Source organism: Aeribacillus sp. FSL K6-1121, assembly GCF_038003725.1.
Classification (GTDB): Bacteria; Bacillota; Bacilli; order Bacillales; family Aeribacillaceae; genus Aeribacillus; species Aeribacillus composti.
This window is the reverse complement of record NZ_JBBOPS010000001.1, coordinates 3,480,802-3,503,552: the sequence shown is the minus strand read 5'-3', so window position 1 is coordinate 3,503,552 and position 22,751 is coordinate 3,480,802. Positions and strand designations below refer to the sequence as shown.

The 22,751-nt window shown below is 35.7% G+C and carries 21 protein-coding genes; 2 read left to right on the top strand and 19 right to left on the bottom strand.

Going from position 1 to position 22,751, the window contains the following annotated elements:
• Positions 1-9: 9 nt before the first annotated feature.
• From NSQ61_RS17145 to NSQ61_RS17055, 19 genes are all read right to left on the bottom strand, one after another.
• Positions 10-1,131: a glycosyltransferase family 4 protein gene (locus NSQ61_RS17145; RefSeq protein ID WP_340807663.1), complete on the bottom strand. Its 1,122-nt coding sequence runs from the start codon at positions 1,129-1,131 to the stop codon at positions 10-12.
• Positions 1,128-2,216 (bottom strand): glycosyltransferase family 4 protein, encoded by a 1,089-nt coding sequence (locus tag NSQ61_RS17140; protein WP_327863714.1) that lies wholly within the window; start codon positions 2,214-2,216, stop codon positions 1,128-1,130. Before NSQ61_RS17140 ends, NSQ61_RS17145 begins: the two co-directional genes overlap by 4 nt.
• Positions 2,217-2,218: 2 nt before the next feature.
• Positions 2,219-3,439: an O-antigen polymerase gene (locus NSQ61_RS17135; protein WP_340807662.1), complete on the bottom strand. Its 1,221-nt coding sequence runs from the start codon at positions 3,437-3,439 to the stop codon at positions 2,219-2,221.
• A 1,102-nt stretch (positions 3,440-4,541) separates the two neighbouring features.
• The gene (locus NSQ61_RS17130; protein WP_412675489.1) at positions 4,542-4,943 is read right to left on the bottom strand and encodes a hypothetical protein; all 402 of its coding nucleotides are present in this window, start codon (positions 4,941-4,943) and stop codon (positions 4,542-4,544) included.
• 65 nt (positions 4,944-5,008) lie between these two features.
• Entirely contained in the window at positions 5,009-5,455 is a 447-nt protein-coding gene (locus tag NSQ61_RS17125; protein ID WP_327864126.1) for a hypothetical protein, read from the bottom strand.
• A 114-nt stretch (positions 5,456-5,569) separates the two neighbouring features.
• Positions 5,570-6,838, bottom strand: coding sequence for a lipopolysaccharide biosynthesis protein (locus tag NSQ61_RS17120; protein WP_327864125.1), 1,269 nt, complete (start codon positions 6,836-6,838; stop codon positions 5,570-5,572).
• A gap of 12 nt (positions 6,839-6,850) precedes the next feature.
• Positions 6,851-7,909, bottom strand: coding sequence for a pseudaminic acid synthase (gene pseI, locus NSQ61_RS17115; protein ID WP_340807658.1), 1,059 nt, complete (start codon positions 7,907-7,909; stop codon positions 6,851-6,853).
• A complete protein-coding gene (gene pseH, locus NSQ61_RS17110) occupies positions 7,906-8,463 on the bottom strand; it encodes a UDP-4-amino-4,6-dideoxy-N-acetyl-beta-L-altrosamine N-acetyltransferase (protein ID WP_340807656.1) in 558 nt (185 codons plus the stop codon). Before pseH ends, pseI begins: the two co-directional genes overlap by 4 nt.
• On the bottom strand, positions 8,460-9,554 hold the full coding sequence (gene pseG / locus NSQ61_RS17105) for a UDP-2,4-diacetamido-2,4,6-trideoxy-beta-L-altropyranose hydrolase (protein WP_339193557.1): 1,095 nt from the start codon (positions 9,552-9,554) through the stop codon (positions 8,460-8,462). Before pseG ends, pseH begins: the two co-directional genes overlap by 4 nt.
• A 15-nt stretch (positions 9,555-9,569) precedes the next feature.
• A complete protein-coding gene (locus NSQ61_RS17100) occupies positions 9,570-10,301 on the bottom strand; it encodes a glycosyltransferase family protein (protein ID WP_340807653.1) in 732 nt (243 codons plus the stop codon).
• A gap of 12 nt (positions 10,302-10,313) precedes the next feature.
• The gene (pseC, locus tag NSQ61_RS17095) at positions 10,314-11,498 is read right to left on the bottom strand and encodes a UDP-4-amino-4,6-dideoxy-N-acetyl-beta-L-altrosamine transaminase (protein ID WP_063388980.1); all 1,185 of its coding nucleotides are present in this window, start codon (positions 11,496-11,498) and stop codon (positions 10,314-10,316) included.
• Positions 11,499-11,538: 40 nt separating this feature from the next.
• Positions 11,539-12,510: a UDP-N-acetylglucosamine 4,6-dehydratase (inverting) gene (pseB, locus tag NSQ61_RS17090; RefSeq protein WP_063388981.1), complete on the bottom strand. Its 972-nt coding sequence runs from the start codon at positions 12,508-12,510 to the stop codon at positions 11,539-11,541.
• A 43-nt stretch (positions 12,511-12,553) separates the two neighbouring features.
• A complete protein-coding gene (locus NSQ61_RS17085) occupies positions 12,554-13,192 on the bottom strand; it encodes a sugar transferase (protein WP_240326809.1) in 639 nt (212 codons plus the stop codon).
• Positions 13,193-13,259: 67 nt separating this feature from the next.
• Positions 13,260-14,141, bottom strand: a complete 882-nt coding sequence (gene galU, locus NSQ61_RS17080) for a UTP--glucose-1-phosphate uridylyltransferase GalU (protein WP_340808156.1) — start codon at positions 14,139-14,141, stop codon at positions 13,260-13,262.
• Positions 14,142-14,790: 649 nt separating this feature from the next.
• The gene (locus NSQ61_RS17075) at positions 14,791-15,555 is read right to left on the bottom strand and encodes a tyrosine-protein phosphatase (protein WP_340808153.1); all 765 of its coding nucleotides are present in this window, start codon (positions 15,553-15,555) and stop codon (positions 14,791-14,793) included.
• 96 nt (positions 15,556-15,651) lie between these two features.
• On the bottom strand, positions 15,652-16,350 hold the full coding sequence (locus NSQ61_RS17070) for a CpsD/CapB family tyrosine-protein kinase (RefSeq protein ID WP_066248043.1): 699 nt from the start codon (positions 16,348-16,350) through the stop codon (positions 15,652-15,654).
• The gene (locus tag NSQ61_RS17065; RefSeq protein WP_066248041.1) at positions 16,340-17,086 is read right to left on the bottom strand and encodes a YveK family protein; all 747 of its coding nucleotides are present in this window, start codon (positions 17,084-17,086) and stop codon (positions 16,340-16,342) included. Before NSQ61_RS17065 ends, NSQ61_RS17070 begins: the two co-directional genes overlap by 11 nt.
• A 162-nt stretch (positions 17,087-17,248) precedes the next feature.
• Positions 17,249-17,386 carry a hypothetical protein gene (locus NSQ61_RS17060; protein WP_158640180.1) on the bottom strand — a complete coding sequence of 46 codons (138 nt, stop codon included), beginning with the start codon at positions 17,384-17,386 and terminating at the stop codon, positions 17,249-17,251.
• Positions 17,387-17,734: 348 nt separating this feature from the next.
• A complete protein-coding gene (locus NSQ61_RS17055; RefSeq protein ID WP_186439282.1) occupies positions 17,735-17,878 on the bottom strand; it encodes a hypothetical protein in 144 nt (47 codons plus the stop codon).
• A gap of 177 nt (positions 17,879-18,055) precedes the next feature.
• Here NSQ61_RS17055 and NSQ61_RS17050 point away from each other — a divergent pair, with 177 nt between their 5' ends.
• Entirely contained in the window at positions 18,056-19,669 is a 1,614-nt protein-coding gene (locus NSQ61_RS17050; protein ID WP_340807651.1) for an SWIM zinc finger family protein, read from the top strand.
• A 48-nt stretch (positions 19,670-19,717) separates the two neighbouring features.
• Positions 19,718-22,465 (top strand): DEAD/DEAH box helicase, encoded by a 2,748-nt coding sequence (locus NSQ61_RS17045; protein ID WP_340807649.1) that lies wholly within the window; start codon positions 19,718-19,720, stop codon positions 22,463-22,465.
• The last annotated feature ends 286 nt before the right edge of the window (positions 22,466-22,751 follow it).

Here is a 22,751-nt window from a genome sequence, read left to right as displayed (position 1 = left end):
ATTTTTTATCTACATATTTTCAAGCTTACTATTTACATAGTCTTCAAACTCTTTTCTAAATCTTTCTGGGGAAAAACACAACGCATTTTCACGACAATCTTCGTATTTAATATCACCTGAAATATTCTCAAATGATTTAATAGAATCAACTAACGATTTTATTGTCTGTTCTTCAAAAAATAAACCTGTTGGATTCTCAGTTTGTCCATATCCGCGAATCGTTTCTAATGCTCCACCTTTCCCATAGGCAATAACTGGAGTACCACAAGCTTGCGCCTCAACAGGTGTGATTCCGAAATCTTCTTCTGCGGCAAATACAAACGCTTTTGCCCGCTGCATATGGTCTCTTAAAACTTCAAAAGGCTGGTATCCGAGCAACTTCACATTAGAAGCAGCCTTTGCCTTAATTTTATGAAAATCCGGTCCGTCACCTATAACGACTAATTTTTTATCTGGCATCTGTGAGAAAGCTTCAACGATTAAGTCGATTTTCTTATATGGAACCATTCGAGAGGCTGTAAGATAAAAATCTTCTTTTTGATCGTGGAAAGTAAAAGCGGACACATCTACCGGTGGATAGATAACATCCGCTTTCCTTCGATACACTTTCCAAATTCTTCTGGCGATAAATTTTGAATTGGCCACAAAATAATCAACTCCATTGGACGTGCGATAATCCCAATTTCTTATGTAATGAAGGATTGTCTTCGCGATCCAGCCTTTCATTCCTCGGTCTAATCCCGCTTCTTTTAAATATTGATGTTGCAAATCCCATGCGTAGCGGATTGGAGAATGAACATAAGAAATATGCAGTTGGTCAGGGCCGGTAATAACACCCTTCGCAACTGCATGTGAACTAGAAATGACAATATCGTATTTCGATACATCCAATTGCTCAATAGCCAACGGCATGAAAGGAAGATAGCTGCGATACTTTCTTCGAGCAAACGGCAACTTTTGAATAAAAGAGGTAGTAACCTGTTTATTTAAAATAAAACCTCTCTGATTTTTATCTATAAAGTCTACAAGGCTAAACAAATCAGCATCAGGATAAATCTTGAGTAATTGTTCCAATACTTTTTCAGCTCCTGCATAGGTAACTAGCCAGTCGTGAATGATTGCGACTTTCACTTCGCTAGCACCTCCTCAATCACTTTGAGCGTTTCCTTCGCACATTTCTCCCACGAAAACATCTTGGCTCTTTCTAGCCCTTTTCTCCGTAATTCCTCTCTTAATTTATTATTCGATAATAACAATTTGATTTTTTCAGCAATATCCTCTGGATTATATGGATCAACATACAATGCAGCATCCCCACAAACTTCTGGCAAAGAGGCTACATTTGAAACAATCACAGGACAACCGCAAGCCATTGCCTCTAAAGGCGGAAGACCGAAACCTTCGTAAAATGAAGGATAAACAAACCCTATGGCTCCTTCGTAAAGGGCTTTTAATTCTTCATCAGTCACATAGCCGATATACTTTACGCTATTAGGCAACGAATCATTAGAAGAACTAAAGATTTTAGGATTTGTTCCTCCTGCAATAATAATATCTGTACTAATATCACCTAAAGACTCAATAGCCTTAACAATTCCCTGAAAGTTTTTATTCGGATTTAAACTACTTACTGCTAAAATGTATTTTTTAGGATTAATATTATGCTTTTTAAACACATCTAAATCATCCTCAATTTGTTGAATATGTTCCCATCCTTCTGAAATAATTCTTATTTTATTCTGTTTTATCTTGCAATAATGAACTAATTCTTTTTTTGAAAATTCGGAAACTGTAACAATCTTACAAGTAATAAATGATAAAACTTTAAATAAAAACTTGTACCAATAAATAAATATTTTAGCAAATCCTTCAGGCTTTGAGTAGACGGCAGCGTCGTGAATAGTTATAATTTGCTTGCGTTTTAGTAAAGGACCTGTATTACATAAATTAACTAAAAATCCACCTCTAGAATAAAATGGGAGCTCAAATTGCTCCCATAAATGTCCTTTTAACCTACCAACTGGTATAACTTTAATATTCTTCAATTTTATATCATTAATTATATTTCGTGGAACCATAACAACTAATTCAAAACTTAAACAAATATCATTTACTTCAATTAATTTATCTAATGCTTTAACAAATTCTAACGCAAATCTTTGAACACCAGTAATACGTTGAGTAAGAAATCGACCATTTATATAAACCTTCTTCACTTTTAATTAACTTCCCCTTTTCTTTTTCCTACGACAAGTAATAAGAGTAAACTCAAAAATATAATAGGAGTTGTTCTTGGTTCCCCAATATAAAAAATTCTCAATATCTCTAATAAAAAGATAAAAAAAGTAGGATAAAGTAAAACTCCAATTATTGAGTTTTTACTATATAAATTATAAAGTAATCCTACTATTATTCCTAATACTACCATTACCACAGAAGCACCTAAAAAGCCAAAATCATGGTACACCGCAAAAATACCCGCTAAATTGTTAAATTCCCTGTTTCCGTAATTATCCAAAAAAATATTTAAGGTACTTTTTAATCCTGTATAATCTCTTAATACCTCACCAAGTATAGGGAATTTATAAACCCATGCAAATGTATATTGAAAATCAAATGAACTATTAAAAACATTTATTACACCGGCTCCATTATTTAGCGCCGTTAAATAATAATTAGATATTCTATCAAAAATGAAGCCCCAATAGTTATCATAAATAAATTTATAATAACTAGCCCAAGATCTAAAATATTCAAATATACCAAAATACAAGTATAGAAACAAAACCCCCATATAAGGTCCAAGAAATAAGATAACTCTTATTTTTTTATAAACTTTCAATTTTAACTTTGATAGTAAAATAATCGGTATTAAAATTTCAATTAATGCCAGTCTTTCAGACCAGACAATAGTACGAAATAAAGTTAAAATTAATATTATCCAATACAAAAATTTATAATGTTTTTTTAAAATAACATTCTTGAAATTAATAAAATATTTATATAAAGTAACATATACAACACCAAATTGTGACAAAGTTGTAATTCCTGGAATTGTATTGATATACATTCTAACTCCACTAGCATATGTAGAATTACCACTGAGAATATTAATTATTAAATCAAAATTTCGAATTAATTCTCCAAACCAAAAAAAATAAGCAATAATAGTAAAAATAGCAACAAAATCCAAAGTAATAATATTTATTTTAATTTCATAGTTCTTAGTTAATGAAACATTCGAAAATATTCCTAAAGTGAAGCCAAATAAACATAAAAGTATTAACCCCTGAAAAAATATTTCAAAATTAAAAAAGTTAAATGTCCCATTTATACTAGGGGAATTTGCACTAAATAAAAATATAATTACATAAACAGGTACTATAAAAAAGAAAATAATTTTTCCTGGATTAGTCCACCAGAATGATTTTATATCCATAACATCCACCTATTAAACAAATTATAATATTTAGAATAAAATGTGTTTATATAATTTAACTTTTTTAACCATTATTTCAAAAATATTAATTCTTTTATTATACCAAAACATCCTAGATATAGAAAAACTAAAGGATATTTACATTTTTTTCAAAATTAAAGTTCCTAAATAGTGTCCACCAATTCCAACAGTAAGTAAAATTTTTTTGTGTCTAGAAGTGAAATAATCTAGATTATTACAGGATAAATTTCAGATTTCAGGAAGACGCTGGTCGATCGAAAGCTACTTTCGGCAAACGAAAGAAACATTAGGTTTCGATCGATATCGAATCCGACATGAGCGAGCCATTAAACGATTTTGGGCCATCGTACAATTTACGTATATCTATTGCATGACAGAACATTCAAGTGATTTTTTAACCGGTCTTGCGAGTGTGAGATCAAGAAAAATTCACAATCTCATTGAGTTTATTTATTACGAAGCCCAACGAGGAATGCCACTAGATTCCATTAAAAAACAGTTACGAGTGGCATAAGGGGATCTTTGTTTACTTTTTAAAGATAGTAACAAATGTAATGAAATTTACTCATCTACAGTTATTTATTACGATACTGGGTGGATAAGATAATTACTATATATCCCCAAAATTACTACAAGTGGATACGACCTACTTAATTAAATCCCTTGCTCTTAATTCTATTTGGCCACGTAACTCCTTATATTTACCTTTTATACACAAATGACCATGTCACTTGATATCATTCACTCTAATAGCACCTTTTATATAATCGTCCATAATACTACATCCACTTTTTATTATGGGAAGTGGATAAAACTAACAGCTGATACCGTCTATTAAATTAGATCAAGGATGTTCTAGATTTCAATAAAAAATATCGATGTGAACAACATTTATGTTGAAATTGTTTGTTAGTATAAGAGTATAAGATCATTTACGTGCCTCTACCTGCCTCTACACCAAACGCTTTACATTTCTCTTGGAAGGTACGCGATATAACATGTGATATTTTATATGAACTCTTTAAACTTCAAAAATAATTTCTCACACTAGAAACCTTTATGTTGAAGAAGTAAGATAAATTTATATATTTACTTTTCTAACTTCTAATAAATTATAAATAGTATTTAACTGATCTAATGATTTCTTATTTTTTGTTATTGCTTTATGCACGTAATCACTATTTATTGAGACACACTCTATCTGATTCCCAAATAAAAGTTTAAGTTGAGGCAGCGCAGAACTAACAAAGGACGCAACACAATTAAATCCTTTTTCATAACTAATTTCCTCTATACACCTAGTATCTTCAAACAACCTAAAACCGTAATTATTAAATATTTCAAATCCAAAATCTGAGCTTTCTCTATGATGTTTCTTATAATAAAGCTCTGTATAACCTTTTTTTGATAAATAAAAAGCTGTCTTCTCATATAAATCAACTAGAGAGCGATTATTTAAATGATTCTCTAATGGCTCACCCAAAAATATAAGTGAATGTTCGGTGTTAATTTTATTAATTTTTAATTCCTTAATTAGTTCTACATTTTTTATTTTTTTTTTATCAATAAATGGGGCATAAATGAATACACTTTATCAAAATATTTCATCCCCATTCTATCACCTGAATAATAATAATATGGAAAGTAGCCAAAATATTTTAACGATGATTTTATCACAATTTTTATCTTTTCCTTAAAACTAAATGGATCAAGTAAAAGGTTCCCTATTCCATCTGGAAAGTTACAAAATGTTATATTTTTTCTATCGAATTTTTTAAACTTTCCAAATATCATATTATTTAACGGCCATGATATATCTGATAAAAAAATATTAATTTCTTTATAATCTTGTATTAAATCTGTAATATTTTCAATAACGGATTTACGAAGTTTATAATTCTTCCAAGCTGTGTCTCCTAAATATCCTAAGTAATGAATTTCATCCCAAATGTCTGATAAATTAGTATAAGGTTCTCTAGACTCATAGAATAACAAGAAAGTATGTTCCTTATCGTTATCATTTTTTTTAACTTCAAGTAATATATTTTCAGCAATAAATTTTTGAAATGGTGAATGAACAAAAAAGAGATTAATACATTTTATTTTAGATCACTCTCCTAAATTCAATTTTATTTTATATAAAAAATAAGAATTCATCAAAATAAAGTAAAAAAAATAAGAAAATGATGTTCCCCATGCAACTGATGAAATGTTATTTTGTATATAAAGTAGTATGAAACTCAAAATAAAATTTATAATTACTGTTATAATTTGTATAAAAATATATATTCTTTGATTTTGAGTAGCATTCAAATAATTAGCCGCAAATCCTACCAATGTTAAAGGATATATACCTAAAATTAAAATCTGTCCAGCTTTTATTCCTTCTTTATAAACTGGCATAAAATAATTTATAAAAATAGGAAACAAAAAGTATCCCATCACTACAATTAATCCTACCATAATAGAAAGTAATTTATTTACTTTCCAATAAAGTCGTTTAATCTCATCATATTTTTCTTTACTTACTAATTCAACAATCTTAGGATAAAATACTTGCCCAATTACTTGTGGTAATAACATCATAGAACTAAATATTAACATCCCCACACCATAATTACCTAAATCTTCTGGTGTCATAAAAATTGTTATAATTAAGCGGTCACTAGCAATTAATATGTTCCAAATTAAGCCTACCATTAATATAGGAAAACCTGTCTTGATTAATTCTTTATACTTATATAAATCGAATTGAAATTTAAATTCTTGAAAAGACCTACTCCCCATTACGACTTCAATAATAAAAGCTAAAAGCATTCCAATATATAAACCTTCGTATCCAATAATAAATACAAATAATATTGTTACTAACGATTGCAAAATACTTTTTACTGAAACTAATTTTGAAGCCATTCTAAAATTTTGTTCTGATTTATAATACATTTCTACATAAGTAGATAAAAAGATAAAAAACGAAATGAAGGAGGCTAATAAAAAACCTATTTGATATTCATAACTAATATCAATAAAAAATAATAAACCACTTATTATAAAAAGCAAAACAACTAAAATAAGTGGCAAAGTAAATATAAAAGATAAGGTTAGATTCTTTATCTCTATAACCCTGTTATAATCTTTTCTTGCTAAATAGAAAGGGACATCTCTATTCATTGCATTCACTGTTCCTAACTGAAACAGCGGAACAAAAGAAAACAGCATAGATACAGTTAGCCAATATCCATACTGCTCAGGGCCAAGCATATTTCTTGTTAAAACCCCTACTACAAAAGATAAGCCTGCAGATAATAGAGTAGCTGAACCAAATGAGAAAATATTACCTAGGATATTATTTCTTTTTATTTTACTTATCAATGACACAGGAAATTCCCCTTATTCTTTAAAAAGTAAATCAAGCGATAATGGAGTTCCAGCTTTTAAATCTTTATTAGCTGTTAAGCCAATAATTTTTTCAAAATATTTAGGCTCTAAACCATATCCCGGTCTAATAACTCTAATATTTTCTTTCGTGAATTTTTCCCCAGCTTTTATATCCTTTGCTACATAAATCGATCTTCTAAATTTTAGCGACGCCTTTTCTTTCTCCGTTGGTCCATATTTTACTTCCCCTAATGCCTGCCATGCTCTTTCGGTTTCTGCTACTAAAGCTTTCATTTCATCAGGCTCCATTGAAAATGCAGCGTCTACCCCGCCATCTGCTCTTGAAAGGGTAAAGTGCTTTTCAATTACTGTTGCTCCTAACGCAACACTGGCAACTGCAACCCCTACTCCCATCGTGTGATCGGATAAACCAACTTGACAGTCAAATAATTCTCTCATGTGCGGAATGGTTAGTATATTTGTATTTTCAGGAGAAGCTGGATAGGTGCTTGTACATTTTAAAAGAACTAGATCCTTACAACCTGCTTCTCTCGCTGCTCTTACCGTTTCATCTAATTCGGCTACCGTTGCCATTCCTGTTGAAATGATCATTGGTTTCCCTGTTGAAGCGACTTTTTTAATGAGTGGAATATCGGTATTTTCAAATGATGCAATCTTATACATCGGTACATCTAATTCTTCTAAAAAGTCTACTGCTGTTTCATCGAAAGGGGTGCTAAAAGGAATCATCCCTAATTCTCGAGCACGATCAAAAATAGGTTTGTGCCACTCCCAAGGAGTATAGGCTTGTTGGTATAGCTGATATAACGTATGTCCCTTCCATAAACTATCGCTATCTTCAATTTTAAATTCCGGATTTTCCAAATTTAATGTCATTGTATCCGCTGTATATGTTTGAATCTTTAACGCATGTGCTCCAGCCTTGGAAGCTGCCTCAACAATCGCTAAAGCACGTTCTAAGGATTGATTATGATTCCCAGACATTTCTGCGATAATAAATGGTTTATGATTTGGTCCAATCTTTCTTCCTTCAACAATAATTTCGTTCATACTCTCATTCCTTCAATCATATGTTTTATTTTACTTTTTTGTTCTTTCCATTCTTTATTAAATAAAGCCATTAATATCACATCTGCATATTGGTTATTTTTAAGGACGTGTTCTCTCAAAACACCTTCTGTTCTAAAACCTAACCGCTGATGATAACGAATGCTTCTTTCATTGAAGCTGATTATCTCGGCACATAATTTACGGATGTTTAACTTTTCAAATACAAAATTTAAGGCTAAGTATCCCATTAAAGTTCCTGAACCTTTTGGCGCACTTTGATCACCAACATAAAATCCCCAAGAACATTTGCCATTTTCCAAATCTATATTAGTAAAATTCACAACCCCAACTGGAACATTTTCTAAGTAAAAAATCTTTACAATGGTTCGTTTGTCTTTTTTAACTCTGTCAAACCATTTTCTATGTTCTTCTAGCGAAATAACCCGATCATGAAACATTACTGATCGAATATGTTCCTGATTTCGCCAATTTAAAACCATTTCTAAATGTGAGGAGTTCATATCTTCTAGTCTTGTACGTTCTAATAAGTTCATTTTAGTTCCTCCATAATTACCTTAACAACTGGATAAGTATTTACAATTTTGTGATTGACAAGTTTAGAAGCACGTTCAGATAGTAATTGAGCTTTTTTAGGATGCTCGATTAAATCCTTTACAGCCTCAAATATTTGATCAGACGTAACTTCATGACTACATCCAAGATTAATGGTCGCACCAAACTTGCTAACAGAATCCGTTAACTCTATTTGATTATCCGCTACAATAATTGTAATGGATGGAAGCCCTAAATAACATCTCTCCCATGTTGTTGTTCCGCCAGCTCCGATTGCTAAATCTGCTTCATTCATCAATTCTGCCATGTTTGACACTTGACAATGAAAAAAGAAGTTGAGATATCGATCACAATATTCTCGAATTTCATGTTTTCTTCTATTAGATGAACCTACAACAACATTTACTTTTATGTTATTTTCTAATAAAGCCAATGCATTCAGTGTCTTGATCGTTTCATTTGTAGGATCTGTTCCGCCAAAGAAAACAAGGATGTTATGAATTTTCCCATCACGAATGCGTTTCTGACGAGAAGCTTCGATAAATTCTTCCCTTAACAACACATAATTGGGTCCTAATAATTGTTTACATTCAGGAGGAACTAAATTTTTATATCTATCTTGATAATTTAAATACCAGTTTTGATCAAGGAGAAAATCACAAACATGCTTCCGATTTGCCAAATCATCGATCACCATTATTTTTTTTGAAAAAGGCTTTATCTTGCTTTCCCATTTACTATCCAATCCATAATGATCGACAACTAATAAATCTATTGAAAAATTATATTTTTTAAACAAGAATTGAGTTTCATATACATCTTGTTTCCAATTTTTTTCATACCATTGAAAAATGGCAAGATGGTCAGCCTTATTTATTTGAATTTTTGGGAGAACTAAAACGCGAAAACCATTGTCTTTAATAAAATTAATTAAATTGCCTTCAAGATCTCTGCATATAAAAGAAACATTGGCATTAACTTGTTTTTTTAGTTGATTTGCCAATGTTAAACATCTCATCACATGACCAGTTCCAATTGTTAGCGATGAGTCAGTCCTAAATAGTACATTCATTTTTAAAAACACAACCTATAGTTTCTTTTGTTCAATATGTGCATTAATCTGCACCCACTCAGGCTTTGATCGCAAAATTTGAATAACATCTTCAAATGTAAATAATGGCTTAGTCGGATATAACATTTCTAATATGTTTTTAATTAAGTGAAAATCTTCCTCTGTATCTACTGTCCAACGATGCTTACTTTCGTCCTTTTCATTTGAAACATTACAAAGCCTAAATTGATCAGGATGATGATATATATAGGCAGTTACATGCTCACGATACATTAACTCTTTAGCTTCTTCGTGAGCTCTTTTTAATGCTTTATATGACATCACTTCTGTATCCAGTCCTCTTGGATATGTGCGAGTTAATGTGTTTGAAACGTAATCGTATCGATCTTTATTTTCCAAATAATGTGTTACAACCTTATCAATAACATTTGGGTCTATAATTGGGCAGTCTGATGTTAATCGAACAATGACATCTGCATTAAATTGTGTAGCAGCTTCAAAATAACGAGACAGCACATCTTCCTCTGATCCTCGATAATAAGGTATTGAAAGTTGCTGACAAAGTTGAACAATTTGGTCATCACTTTCTTTCGTAGTTGTGGCGATAATGATTTCATCAATACTTTTTGCTCTTTTTACTCGTTCAATTTGATATTCAAGTAATGTTTTGTCTAATACTTTTTTTAATATTTTCCCCGGAAGTCTCGTAGAACCCATACGAGCTTGGATAATAGCAGCAACTTTCATTTTTCCACCTTCTTACTTCTTATAATAGTCTATCGTTCTTTTCACTGCTTTGATTACATCATGAACATCTTTTTCACTCATTGCAGGGAATAGAGGTAATGTAATCATTTCTTCATATAATTTTTCAGCATTCGGACAAATCCCTTTTTTGTAACCCAATTGTTGATAATAAGGTTGTAAATGGACAGGAATATAATGAACATTGACACCAATATTTTGCTGTTGCAGTGCTTCAAAAATTTCGCGCCTTGACGCTGTTAATTTATCTAATTTTAATCGAATAATATATAAATGCCAGCTTGATTGTCCATCTTCATGTTGGAATGGAGTTATAATTTCATCTATATCTTTGAATGCTTCATTATACATTGCAACATATTTTCGACGAAGTTCAACAAACTTATCAACCTTCTTCAACTGACTTGTCCCTAAAGCAGCTTGAATATCCGTCATGCGATAATTATATCCTAAAAACTGCATCTCATAATACCAAGGACCATGAAATTCGTTTAGTTTATCTTTCTCACGTGTAATCCCGTGTGAGCGGAATTGCAGTAATTTATCATAGTATTCTCTATTGTTTGTCGTAATAATTCCGCCTTCACCTGTAGTAATATGTTTTACTGGATGAAAGCTAAACATCGTCATATCACTAATGGAACCAACCTTTTTCCCTTTATATACAGCCCCTAAGGCATGTGCAGCATCCTCAATCACTACAAGGTTATGTTTTTTCGCAATTTTTAAAATTCCATCTAATTCAGCAGGTTGACCTGTAAAATCAACCGGAATAATTGCTTTCGTTTTATCAGAAATCTTTTCCTCAATTTTATTAGGGTCTATATTATATGTTTTTTCATCGATATCAGAAAAAATAGGTGTCCCGCCTTGATAAATCACACAGTTCGCACTAGCAGCAAAAGTCATTGGTGTCGTAATGACTTCATCTCCATTGCCTATTCCGGCTGCAAAGCAAGCTCCATGTAATGCCGCCGTTCCATTCGAAAAAGCAACAGCATATTTGGCTCCAACATATTCTGCAACAGCTTGTTCAAACTTTGCAAGATATGGACCCGTTGTTAAATAGCTTCCTTTCAGTACTTCTATAACAGCTTCAATATCATCTTCATCAATCCATTGCCTTCCATATGGTAAATACGATTGTCTGACAGGTTCAAAAATTTTATCTTTCTCCATATATCTCACTCCTAAACTAGAAAAAAGTAGAAGAAACGTTTTACATTTCTTCTACCAATACTCGCAACTCTTCCACAGTTAACCATTCAGAATTTGTATCACTTGTATATTTGAACCCATCTGGAAGAGGAGTTCCACCTTTCAAAGCTTCTTCTGACCACCAAGGGAATTCAGGCTGGATCACATAATATGTATCAAACTCTAAAGTGCGGCGGGCATCGTCTTCTGAAATCATCGCTTCATGAAGTTTTTCACCTGGGCGAATACCAACAATTTCGATTTCACATTCTGGAGCAATTGCTTCCGCTAAGTCTACTACTCTCATGCTTGGAATTTTCGGTACAAAAATTTCTCCGCCACGCATACGCTGTAAATTATCTATGACAAATTGAACACCTTGATCAAGTGTAATCCAAAAACGAGTCATTCTTTCATCTGTAATAGGCAATTTACCAGTATGTCGAATTTTCTTAAAGAATGGAACAACACTGCCGCGGCTGCCAACAACATTTCCATAACGAACCACTGAAAATCTCGTGTCTTTTTCACCTACGTAAGAGTTTGCAGCTACAAAAAGTTTGTCAGACGCAAGCTTCGTCGCACCATATAAGTTTACAGGGCTGCAAGCTTTATCTGTGCTTAATGCAATAACTCTTTGAACCCCTCGGTCAATCGCTGCCTCTACAATGTTTTGAGCACCATGTATATTGGTTTTGATCGCCTCAAATGGATTGTATTCACATGCACCAACGTGCTTAAGAGCTGCTGCATGAATAACAACATCAACACCATCAAACGCACGGTATAAACGATCTTTATCCCGTACATCACCAATAAAAAAGCGAATACGAGGATCCGTATATTCCTGCGCCATTTCATATTGTTTTAATTCATCTCTACTAAACACAATCACTTTTTTTATATCATATTTTAAAATTTTGTTAACAAATTTTTTGCCAAATGATCCTGTTCCACCTGTAACAAGAATAGTTTTACCATTTAAATTATACATTGCTTAAACCTCTCTCTTTTTAAATTAATTTTAATTGTGCATATTAATAAGCGTTTTTTGAAGTAAACATAACTATTATTGTTTTAAATATAAGTTTAATATCTAAAAAGATAGATCTCTCATTTATATATTTAATATCCAACTCCACCATTTCCTCAAACCCTACATTACTTCTTCCACTCACCTGCCAAAGGCCTGTGCATCCAGGAGTCACAAGCAGTCTTTGCATATCATACTTTGTATATTGTTCTACTTCTCTAGGCAGTGGAGGACGGGGGCCAACTAAACTCATATCTCCTTTAATAACGTTCCAAAGCTGCGGAAGTTCATCAATACTTGTTTTTCGGATGAATTTCCCTATTTTCGTAGTTCTTGGATCCTCTTTTATTTTAAACATCGCACCGGATACTTCGTTATATTTTAATAAATCATTTAGTCGTTCTTCCGCATCTACAACCATCGATCGGAATTTATACATATAAAAATTTTTGCCGTCTTTGCCGACGCGTATTTGCTTGAAGAACACAGGGCCTTTTGGATCTTCAAGTTTGATACAAATAGCTACAATGATAAAAACAGGTAATAACAGTATAATTCCAAGAAACGCTCCTAATAAATCCATAATTCGTTTCGCAAGCAAATATCCTCTTTTATGATTAACCGCTGTTTTGTCAATTAACAATAGCTGCTGATTTGTATCCTCTTGATTAGATGCTTTCACAAAGGCCAAATCGACTCACCCTTTTTCTCTATTTTGTTATCCTTTCCTCTTTTATCAACTCTTCCATAAACTGTATCAACTCTTGCTTTAGTTCTTCGTTTTTCATCGCAAACTCGATCGTCGTCTTAATAAATCCGATCTTTTCTCCGACATCATATCGTTTTCCTTCGAAGTTGTAGGCAAAGACACGTTGGATTTCATTTAGTTTTTGGATGGCATCAGTCAACTGGATTTCGCCGCCGGCTCCAATTTTTTGTTCTTCTAAAAATTGAAAAATTTCAGGCGTTAATATGTACCGACCCATAATGGCGAGATTGGATGGCGCTGTTCCTTTTGCCGGTTTTTCTACGAAATTTTTGACTTCGTATCGGCGGCCCGTTTGTTCGAGCGGCTCGATGATGCCGTAGCGGTGTGTTTCTTCTTCAGGAACAGGCTGTACGCCGATGATCGATGCTCCCGTTTTTCCATATTCGTCCATCAGCTGTTTTAAGCAAGGCTTGTCCGCCTGCACGATGTCATCTCCAAGAAGCACCGCAAACGGTTCGTCGCCGATAAATTTCCGAGCGCACCAGACGGCATGTCCAAGCCCTTTTGGTTCTTTTTGCCGTATGTAATGAATATCTACTTTGGAAGATTGGCGCACTTTTTCCAGGAGATCAAATTTTTCTTTTTCCACTAAATTTTGTTCAAGCTCAAAGTTGTTGTCAAAATGGTCTTCGATCGCTCTTTTTCCTTTTCCGGTGACGATGATGATGTCCTCAATTCCGGATTCGATCGCTTCCTCTACTATGTATTGAATCGTCGGTTTATCAACGATCGGCAGCATTTCTTTCGGCATCGCTTTCGTTGCGGGCAAAAATCTTGTTCCGAGCCCCGCAGCTGGTATGATGGCTTTCCTCACTTTTTTCAATATACTCACTCACTTCCCTTTGTACTTTTTGTTTATACGGACCTACGTATAATCTATTCATCAATAGAGCATACGTAGATTCATATCGGTTTTGAAAACAATAACCACTTTTTGTTTCTAGTTCCAGTTTTGTTTTTTAGTTTTAGCATTTTTTGTTTAAATACTCTTTATTTAGTTCCCTCTGTTTTAGGTAAATTATTTACTGACAATTTGCAGACTGTTTAATAAACAAAGCTTAATATGTTTGATGCAAATTTCAATTAAGATTTTTTATATAAGTCAATGTTTTCCTGTTAATTTTATCAATACTTTCTTGTGTTTGTTCAATATTGCTTTTTTACTCAATCCAATCACTCATAAAATAGTATAATTTTCCTTTCCATGCAGAGTAAAGAATGCTTACAGCTGCCTACAATTTTGGGCGTTATCCAGTGAATTCTTTCAATATACCGTGTTATTAAACCGGGCATCTAACCCGCCCTCACACCGCACCATCGACGACTAGCGTCTAAGGTGTCCTTTTGGAAGCACCCACAGTGCGGCCGAGTGCCTCTATTGATAAAGGTAAAGAGACATCACCTTTAAAAAAATTCTAAAAAACAATATATTATATAGAAAAGGCGCTAATTGCCATTCAATATATTGTAATTTAGAAAATTCCAAAAAACTTCTTTTTTTTGATGCGCTCGGGCGGTTCTTTGTAAATCGCTTCGTTTCGAATGACGCAGTCGGTGTTTTCTTTGAAATATTCGACCGCATCTATGCCAAATTGTTCTTCCACCTCTGCAAAAGCTTCCTGCATGTGAAAGCTCCTATACTTCAAATCGTGCGCATCTGAAGCAATAAAATGAACAAGATTGGAATTTAGCAACTCGAAAGAAAATTTTTTAATTTTGCTGCCAAACGTTCCCGTAATGCTTGCTGCTGTCAGCTGTGCTGCCGCTCCTTGCTTTATAAGCTTGTACAAAAGGTCGGGATTTTGCGCAATTTCGCTGTTTCTCTCTGGATGGGCAATGATCGGATTCAGCCCGGCCATCATCATATCAAATATCAACCGTTCCGCATATCTTGGCACATGGTTTGAAGGAAACTCAATTAAAATATAGTTTGACTGATTTAAACCGCCGCAGTTCCCAGCCGAAAAGTCTTCAAGCAGTTCCCCGTACAGCCGGATCTCTTGGCCGGGAACAACTGTAAGCGGAATTCCTTCCTGTTTCAATGTTTCATTCAATTTTTCTGTCTTTTCTTTAACGAAGCTCCATTCATTGTCAAACTTCCCGTTTTTATGGTGCGGTGTAGCGGTAATGACCGAAATCCCTTGACGGACAGCCGCTCGCGCCATTTCGATACTTTCAGTCAAATGCTTCGCTCCATCGTCCACTTCCGGCAATATATGACAGTGCAGATCAATCATCATACGACACCATCCTTCAAATCACGGAAAAAAATCAGATATTTCTCATTTTAAACAAGTAGACTGTTTTTTTCAAAGAAAAATAGGAAAAAATACCTAATTTTTCCCGCCGTAATAATAGTAATAATGACTGTCTTTCTGCGGCTTGCCGTTTAATACAACTCCTAACAGCTTGCTTTTTGCCGACAACAATGATTCTTTTCCTTTTAACGCTGCTTCTCTCTCCGTTTTTCCGCTTGCCACCACCATGATCGACGCATCGACTTGATTAGCCAAAATTTGCGCATCCGCTACCGCTAAAAGAGGCGGAGAATCAATAATCACAATGTCGTAATGATCATAAGCTTCTTTGAGCAGCTCCACCATGCTTCTCGATGACAAAAGCTCGGCTGGATTCGGAGGAATCGGTCCGCTCGTTAAAACGTCCAAATGATCAACTTCACTTACCGACACAGCTTCCTGTAAAGTCGCATTTCTTAACAGCACGCTCGTCAATCCGTGAATGTTTTGCAGACGGAATGTATAATGAACTGTCGGTTTGCGCAAATCAGCGTCAATTAACAGCACCTGCTTCCTTTGCTGAGCAAACACAACAGCCAAGTTTGCCGCCGTTGTCGACTTCCCTTCTCCAGGGCCTGTTGATGTAATCATGATTGAACGAATTTCATGGTCCACAGACGAAAATTGAATGTTTGTCCGAATCGTCCGGTATTGTTCAGAGATCGGCGATTTCGGGTTAAGCGCCGTGATCAATGTGCGCTGTTTTTGTTTCATTCCTTTCGCTCTAGGCGCCATACGTCTCACCCCTGACTCTCGATTTTTTTACCGCTTGATTCATTGTCGAACTGTTCATTTCATTGTCCATTTCAGAAATTGCCCCAAGCACAGGAAGCTCCAAAAGCTTCTCAATATCCTGCTCCGTCTTTACTGTGTTGTCAAGATACTCAAGCAAAAACGCAAGTCCAACGCCGGCCATCAATCCGACAACAAACGCAATCGCCATATTTAAGACAGGCTTCGGCTTGACAGGAGAAGCATTCTCTTTCACTTCCGCTTTCGACAAAATGTTGACGTTGTCAACGTTCATAATATTTTTAATTTCCTTTTGAAAAACGCTCGCGATCGTGTTGGCAATATTTGCTGCATGATTCGGATCAGGATCTTGAACGGAAATGTTGACGACCTGCGAGTCCTTTTCGCTTCCGACCGTAATTTTTTCATTTAATTCGTCGACCGTCTCGTTTAAACCCAGCTCTTCAATCACCAGCTCCAAAATTCTTGGGCTTTTAATAATGACATTGTATGTATTAATGAGCTGCAAATTCGTTTGAATTTCGTTGTATTGAAAAGCGGCTTGGTCATCCTTCGTTTGGTTGACTAAAATTTGGGTGGAAGCTTGATAAATCGGAGTAATAAAAAAATAGCTGACAATGCCGCTTGCCGCCGTTGCAATCGCCGTAATGAGAATAATTAAGCTGATCCGTTTTTTCAAAGTATCCAATATCTCTTTTAAGCTAATTGTTTCTTCCATGTTAACCTCCGTTGCAAAATATGTCATTACCTATCAATTTATTATAATATTAAATTCTTCCAACATCTAGTTGACTCGACATTTTTATAGAGAATTTTGTCCTTTTTCAGAAAAAAGCGTAAGGAGGTGAATCGCTTCAATTCACCTCCTTACACTTTCTTCCTACATCGTATTCAGCAAAATTGCAGAAGCCACCCCAATGGCAACAGCAATAACCGGAAAAGCGATATAAAGGCACATTTTTTTGATTTTTCTTCTTGCTTCGATTTCTTCCGGCGTCAGCCATCGACCTTTCTTCAAACCCTTTACCCTCCCCCGAACACACTTTTCTTGGCTGATATATTAAAATTCTTACTAAAGTAATATGGAAGTAAGACTACAATACCCATATCGGTCAGCCGCCTTATGATGTTTACAGGAAAAAAGGCTTATTTTTAGTTCGGGGGAGATAGAACAATCAAACGTTCCCTAGCTTTTAAAACATGCAGAATGAAAGGAGATGTCAGATAAGTCACTTAAAATAAATCAAGTAGAGAAAACAAACCGTTTTTCTCTACTTGATTTCGTATATTTCTATTTTTGCTTGAAAGTATCTGGCGGATGCCTGCTACTTTCAGTATGATGTGGGATAATCCCACAATCCCACAGCTATGATACATACACCTTTTTAATCTCGTGTTCAAGCTGTTTTAATAATTCTTTCGTAGTGACATGTTCGTTTGTTTCACCTTGCTTATACGCATTAAGGAGAATTTTCAGAAATTCGTCCTGGATCTTCTTTGTCTCTTTCATTCTGAAAAATTTCCTTTCTTCAAATTTTTACAAAATTAAACAGCAAGATATGACAATTATACTAACATCAAATCAAAGTTGCAATAGTTTACTAGACAAGAATAGTGTTCGATTTCGCATTTTGCGCTATAATCGTAAGGAACGTGTTGCTATAAACGACAAAGGAGCGGACTTCTCATGCCTTCCCATATTTTCGATAAACAATTAGTGCTTCATTGTTCAGAACAAGTGATAAACATGCTTTCCCCTGAAACAGAGGAACAACGTGAATGGATGAAAAAAGGGTTTCTTTTATATAGACAAGGAAACGTGTTTAATGTCAAGCAAGAAGGAATATTTATTACGGCGGCAGTTGAGGACGTAAAGCGCGCATATGTCAAGCTTGATTTGGAATATTTCCAGCTGTCAAGCTGCTCCTGTTCTAATGAGTTTCCATGCCGTCATCTCATTGCTGTTTTTTTATATATTTATGCATTAACAGACGATCTCGGTGACTTTTTTAACAAGTGGAAAGAAAATCCAAATAAAAAACTTGCCATGTGGAAGGAGGAAGGCTTGATTCAAAAAGGAATGAAGCCGAGTGAACAATCGGCTGAAGATTGGGCGGAGCTTTTTAAAGCCGAACTGGACAATGTCGAAACGCTCTTCGGTACACAAAGAATTTACGCGATTTGGTATAAAGTGTATCCGCTTCTGAAAAAAAAGGAGCCTGAAAACCGAGAATTAAAACCTCTCTACCATATCATGCTGGCAAGTAGTCTGCTTGTTGAAATTTGCCGTTTTTGCCATCAAAACGAAACAAATACAAATTCGCCAGCTCTTTTCCAGTATGCTGCTCAGGTGATAGAAGAATTGCAGCTTGAGATCATTGAACATGTAAAGCAAATCAAAACAACGCCTTTACCTTTTTCCGCTGATCCCATTTTACATGACATGAGGGATCACATCCGCGAGCTTTTGTTTTGCGGCAAAGCTTTTCTCTATGAGCGAGTCGTTATTTACCGGATCATCTGGGAGTATTTATTGAACCGAAAAAAGTGGATAGAAGAAGAGCGGACGATGCTTGAACATCGAAAAGATGATGAAATGAAAAAAGGCGGTTTGTTCATTCTTGAATGCGAACTCGCTATTTTCCATTTTGATTTTTTGGACAAAAACGATGACCGCATCATCCATTATTTGAACGAAACTGAGCTTCCACTTTTGCCGTTATTGTTTGATTGGATTATATCGATGAATAAAAGAAAAGAATTTAAACGGTTCCGAAAATGGGTTCCGGTAATTCTTGATCAAGCCAATTTGTATATTCAAGTGGAAGTTTTTTACGATCGACAAGAAACGATATATTATTTATTAAATGAGTTTGAACATTACCGTGCTCAAGCTGGGGATGACGAGACGTTCGAACACGCTTGCCGAAAGCTTCTTCCGTACAGCTATGCAGTTTATCATGAATATTTAATAGAAAAAGGCCTGTTTCATACATGGGCGGAGCTTCAGCTTTCGATCGGTTTCTCTCTAGATGATGTAGAGAGCCGGCTTCTTACTGTCATTGAAAAAAAAGCACCCGGTGTGCTGCTTCCCCTATTGCATCAAGAAATTGCCGGCAAAATCGCCGCAAAAAACCGATCAAGCTACAAAGACGCTGTGAAATATTTAAAAAGGCTGAAACGCGTTTATAAAAAAATGGGCGATATGGACACTTGGGAACACTATTTTCAGCATATTACGAGCGAGTATAAACGCCTTCGCGCTTTTCAAGAGGAGCTCGTAAAAGGAAAATTGATGTAATACACAGCTTAAATATCAAAAGTATTCAACAGAAAAGGAAGTGGGGACATGTTCACCACAACTAGTCTTGTGATTTGTGCTGAGAAAATCGGAGATCATCAATACAGCATTTGGTGTACAGATGAAGCTGGCACCTTTCTTTCGCTTAAGGAATGGCAGCAATACGCATTTATTTGGCATACTTCTTCCTTTTACGGCACCGATTTGCGTGTATCAGACAATTGTATTCTGCTTTCGCCGTGGCAGGCGGTCGAATTTTTTGCCAAACGACCTGTCAACTCTCTGCTCAATATTTCCTTTTCTAGCGATCTTGACCAGACATCGCAAACAGCTGAACTGATTTTTCAGCTTGTTCAGACCGGTAACTTCATGCCTGACTATTCATCTTGGCAAAAAGGAAAGCTGGGCTGGAAGCCGAAGGATAAAACGGTTAAGGAAATTGATCTTCCATGGTTTTCCGCTGCCGTTTCTGACCTTTTGGAAAGAAGCGCAGGAGCGAAACGTGCTTGGGATCAGCTTGTCGAAACATATCCTTTGCTCACATCATTTGAAGGGCATTTTCTTGATGAACAGGACTGGCTTGAGAAAATAGGCTGGCGATTAAACGATCGGCCGTTTCAAATCGGCTTCCGTCTAAATGAACCTGAACAGGATGGCGGCATTTGGAAGATGGAAATGTTTTTGCGTGATCAAACAGACAAAAATTCTTTGCTTTTATACAAAGGGAAAAGCTCGCTGCCGGCTAAATGGCGGAAATATACGGACACAATTGAGCGTGAACAGCAGCGCCTTACTGCAATCGTCCCATGGCTTGCATTTGAAAATGGAGAAGCTCTATTAAGCGAACAGGAGGCGTGGCGTTTTTTATTTGAAGCAAGCGAAACATTCATCAAATCAGGCATCGAGATTCTTTTGCCATCCTGGTGGCAGGCGGTGAAGCAATCGAGCCTGGCATTGAAAGCGCATGTGAATACCGTCCCGAAAGGAAGATCGTTTGTCGGAATGAATTCCCTCATCGACTTTAATTGGCGGATCGCAACAAACGGCGTGGAGCTGACCGAAGAAGAATTTGAACAGCTGGTTGAGCAAAAACGGCGGCTCGTCAACATACGGGGAAAATGGGTCATGCTTGATCCGTCAATGATCGAGCAGATGAAAAAAGTGCTGAAGCGTGCAGAAAAAGAGGGCCTCCACATTTTTGATATTTTAGAGCAGGAATTTGGGCGAAATCGCGAAGAGGGGGACGAGCTAGAGCGCCCATTTGCTGGGATCGAAATCAAATTAAACAGCACATTAAAAAAAATGGTGAAGCAGCTGGGGGAGCTTTCGGAAATCCCTTCCGTAAGCATGCCGAAGCATTTCGCCGGCACCCTCAGACCTTATCAAAAACAAGGCTTGGATTGGCTGTTATTTTTACGCCGCTTCGGTTTTGGCGCATGTTTGGCAGACGATATGGGGCTTGGGAAAACAGTGCAGATGATTGCTTATTTTCAATATGTAAAGGAACGGGAGAAGCCGGAAACGCCCGCACTGATCATCGTGCCGACGTCCGTGCTCGGCAATTGGCAAAAGGAAATAGAAAAATTCGCGCCTCAATTAAACGTTTATTTACATTACGGCCAAAACCGGAAAAAAGGCGAAGCATTTCAAAAAAAGGTTTTGGACTCCGATATTGTTTTGACATCTTACGGCTTAAGCCACGTTGATTTTGACGAACTTTCTTCTGTTCATTGGTCCAGCCTCTGCATCGATGAAGCGCAAAATATTAAAAACGCCCATACGAAACAATCGCGATCTATCCGGAAATTGAACAGCCATCAGCGCATTGCGCTGACAGGAACGCCGATAGAAAATCGCCTAACGGAGCTTTGGGCCATTTTTGATTTTATCAATAAAGGTCTTTTAGGAAGCCTTCACCAATTTCAGAAGCAATATGTGCTTCCGATCGAAAAAGGGGAAAAACCGGACAAAATTCAAAAACTGCGCAGCATGATCAGGCCGTTTCTGCTTCGAAGAACAAAACGCGATGAGCATGTCGCATTGAATTTACCGGAAAAACAAGAACAAAAGGAGTACGTGCCGCTCACCGTCGAGCAGGCATCATTATATGAACAGCTTGTCAAAGACACACTTGAGGAAGTAATGAAAGCGGACGGCTTCGAGCGGAAAGCACTCATTTTAAAAATGCTGGGCAAGCTGAAACAAATTTGCAATCACCCCGCTCTTTATTTGAAGGAAGAGGCTGTTTCTACTCTTCAAGGCCGGTCTCATAAAATCGATAAGCTGCTTGAATTAGTTGAAGCTATTTTGAATCAAGACGAAAGCTGTTTAATTTTTACCCAGTACATTCAAATGGGGAAAATGCTGAAAAACTTGCTTGAAAAAACATTTAAAATAGACGTTTTATTTTTGCACGGAGGCTTATCCAAAACAGAAAGGGACAAACTTGTCGAGACGTTTCAAAATGGAGGCAGCCGCTTGTTTATTTTGTCGCTGAAAGCCGGAGGCACAGGATTAAATTTGACAGCCGCCAACCACGTCATCCATTTTGACCGTTGGTGGAACCCGGCCGTTGAAAACCAGGCAACCGACCGCGCCTACCGCATCGGCCAAAAGCGGTTTGTCCACGTGCATAAACTGATTACTACCGGCACAATTGAAGAGAAAATCGACGACATGATCGAGAAAAAACAAGCATTAAACGAAGAGCTGATCCAAAGCGACAACTGGATCACCGAACTTTCCACAGAAGAATTGAAGGACTTAATTGCACTCAGAAATGAAGAAAGACGATAAAGCGTGTCTGCATCGATCGAAAACGACTGAGGAATAAAAAAAGAGATAAAGTGTTAAGGTTTTTTTAAATGTAAAGCTTTTTAAAAAGTGACCGTGTCTACTTTAGCGACTTCTTTTGTCAAAGTTTGAAAGCAAAGGGATTATTCCATTCTTAAGCTGTTAAAAAAGGAGGGAATCTTCTTGGCAAAAAAAGATTCTAAAACGGAAGCACATGCCCCGGAATGGGAAAAACTTTATGAAGAATTAATAAAAGCTGCAAATAAATAAGAACTCTTTTAACCACTCT